We start from the raw sequence: 2,907 nt of genomic DNA on the forward strand, positions 1-2,907 counted from the left end.
GCGCAGATCCTCGACGCCGACCTCGACTTCGGCACGCAAGGAGCGCACTCGAACACCTTCGGCGGCAATGGTATCGCGCTTGCCGCCGCCAAGGCGACCCTCGACGTGATCGAACGCGAGCGCTTGGTGGAGCGCGCCGCCGAGTTGGGCGAATACTTCATCGCCCGTTTGCGCGAACTGCAAGATCGCTTTCCATCCATCGGCGACGTGCGCGGTAAAGGATTGATGCTGGCGGTCGATTTCGTCGTCGACCGCGTCAGCCGCACGCCCGACGTCGAGTTCCGCGACCGCGTCCTGCGGCGGTGTTTCGCGCACGGACTGATGCTGTTGCCGTGCGGCTTTTCCGCGCTGCGCTTCACGCCGGCTTTGGTGGTCGATCGCGAACAGATCGATCAGGCGGTCGCGGTGCTCGAGCGCGCGATCCGCGAAGCCTGACGGTGCGCGGTGCGGCTGCGTGAGGCGTTCGCAAGCGAACTGATCGGCCGGCCGGTGACGCTGCACGCCGGCAGCCAGCACGTGCGCATCGGCCGCTTGGAAGACGTCGCGGTGTCGGGCAACGACACGTTCCCCGCGGTCACCGGCTTGTACATCAAGGGCCAGGATGGCGTTCGGCGGTTCGCACCGTTCGCGAGCGTGGAGACCTTGACGCCGGACGATATCTCGGTGCAATCGCCACCGATCGATGCGACCGCGGTGTCGCCGCCGAGCGACGAGTTGCTCGTCAACCGCGCCGTGCTTGACAAGCAGATCCTCGACGTCGACGGCAAGAAGGTCGTTCGGGTCAACGACGTGCGGCTCGCGCCTGCGGGCGCGCAAATGCGTCTCATGGCGGCCGATGTCGGCTTCCCCGGCTTGCTGCGCAGGCTCGGCCTGCGCGCTCTCGGACGTCAGCTGGAAGCCCGCCCGCAGCTCACGGGAATGCCGCCGACGTTGATCTCGTGGGAAGCGGTGCAGCCCCTGCAACACGATCAAGCGAGCGAAGCGATTCGTTTGCGCGTGCCGCACGCACGCCTCAACCGCATCCATCCCGCCGATCTCGCTGCCATCCTCCAAGACCTGACCGCGTCGGAACAGGCGTCGCTCGTCACCTCGCTCGATGAGGAAACCGCCGCGGACGCCTTTGAGCAACTGGACGTCGACACCCAGCTGTCCATTCTCGAGGACCTCAAGCCCGAACGCGCCGCCGACATCATCGAGAAGATGGAGCCGGACGACGCGGCGGACCTGCTCGGCCAGATCGAACAGGATAAACAGCAAGAACTGCTCCGCCTTATCGAGCCCACCGAAGCCGAAGATCTGCGCGAGCTGCTCGGCCATCCCGAGCAGACGGCCGGCGGACTCATGACCACGCAGTACCTCTGGATACCGCCGGGTTTGACGGTCGCGCAAGCCTTCGATCGTATCCGCGACAACGCCGGCGACGCCGAGCTCGTGTATTACGTGTACATCTTGGATGAACGCGAACATATCGTCGGCGTCTGTTCGCTGCGCGAATTGGTCATGGGCCGCCCGGACCAGGCGGTGGCCGAGATCAGCGTCGAGGATGTCGTGACGGTGCAGCTCGAAGCGCCGCGCGATGAGGTGGCGACCACCATCGCCCGGTATGACTTCATCGCAGTGCCCGTCGTCGACCGCGAGGACCGCATGCAAGGCATCGTCACCGTCGACGATGTGATCGACGTCTTGCTTCCCGAGAAACTGCGAAAGATGTTGCCCCACGTGGGGAAGTCGCGCTCGAAGGCGAAGCCAAGAACCCAGACCACCTAGGATTCTTCGCGGAGCGCCATGGAAGCCGTAGAAACCACCGTCGAGCGACACGGTCCGGTCAAGCGCGTCACGTTCTGGCGCTCTTTGCTGATCTTCGCCGCGGTGCTCGGGCCCGGGATCATCACCGCCAACATCGACAACGACGCCGGCGGCATCGCGACCTACTCGCTCGCGGGCGCGCAGTTCGGCTATGCGTTTCTGTGGCTGTTGATCCCCGTTACCTTTGCGCTTATCGTCATCCAGGAGATGTGCATTCGGCTCGGCGTTGTGACCGGCAAGGGACTCGCCGATCTCACGCGCGAGCAATTCGGCGTGCGCATCACGTTCTTCGTGATGCTCAGCCTGCTCGCGACCAATCTGTTCACCACCGTCGCCGAGTTCGCCGGCGTCGCCTCGAGCGCGGACGTCTTCCACTTCAATCGGGCGCTCGTCGTGGTGCTCGCGGCAGTGTTCGTGAGCCTGTTGGTGTTACGTGGCAACTATCGCGGCGTCGAAAAAGTGTTCTTGTTCGCATGCCTCGTGTACGTCACGTACATCGTCTCGGGCCTACTCGCCAAACCTGACTGGCCTGCGGTCGCGCGCGCCACACTGCTGCCGAACTTCTCCTGGCACACCAGCTACGTGGCGATGTTCATCGGCGTGATCGGCACGACAATCGCCCCCTGGATGCAATTCTACGTCCAATCGTCGGTCGTCGAGAAAGGCGTCAAACCGCGCGAGCTGCGCTACTCTCAACTCGACGTCGTCATCGGCTCGTTCATGACCGACATCGTGGCGTTCTTCATCATCTTGGCATGCGGCGCGACGCTGTACGTGCACCACGTCACCGTCAGCGATGCCGGCCAGGCGGCGGCCGCGCTAGAACCGCTCGCCGGCAAGTACGCCAGCGCGTTGTTCGCGATCGGCTTGCTCAACGCGTCGCTGTTCGCGGCGTCGGTGCTGCCGCTGTCCACCGCGTACACGATCTGCGAGGCGTTCGGCTTCGAATCCGGGGTCGACAAGCGGTTCCGGGAGGCGCCGATCTTCTTCGGGCTCTACCTCGCCATCATCGTGTTCGGGGCCATCCCGGTGCTGTGGTCGCATGCGCCGCTGCTCGCTATCATCTTCTGGTCGCAGGTCATCTCCGGCATGCTGCTGCCG

At 64.5% G+C, this 2,907-nt stretch carries 3 protein-coding genes; all 3 read left to right on the forward strand.

The features are described 5' to 3' along the window. The coding region (locus tag VKT51_06205; GenBank protein HLJ83744.1) for an aminotransferase class III-fold pyridoxal phosphate-dependent enzyme at positions 1–435 on the forward strand (435 nt) is incomplete at its 5' end. Positions 436–444: 9 nt separating this feature from the next. Beyond that, positions 445–1,767 (forward strand): CBS domain-containing protein, encoded by a 1,323-nt coding sequence (locus tag VKT51_06210; protein HLJ83745.1) that lies wholly within the window; start codon positions 445–447, stop codon positions 1,765–1,767. Positions 1,768–1,785: 18 nt separating this feature from the next. Continuing rightward, positions 1,786–2,907: Nramp family divalent metal transporter (locus VKT51_06215; GenBank protein ID HLJ83746.1), on the forward strand; the 1,122-nt coding region annotated here is incomplete at its 3' end.

The organism is Candidatus Eremiobacteraceae bacterium (genome assembly GCA_035295225.1).
Lineage (GTDB): Bacteria > Vulcanimicrobiota > Vulcanimicrobiia > Eremiobacterales > Eremiobacteraceae > JABCYQ01.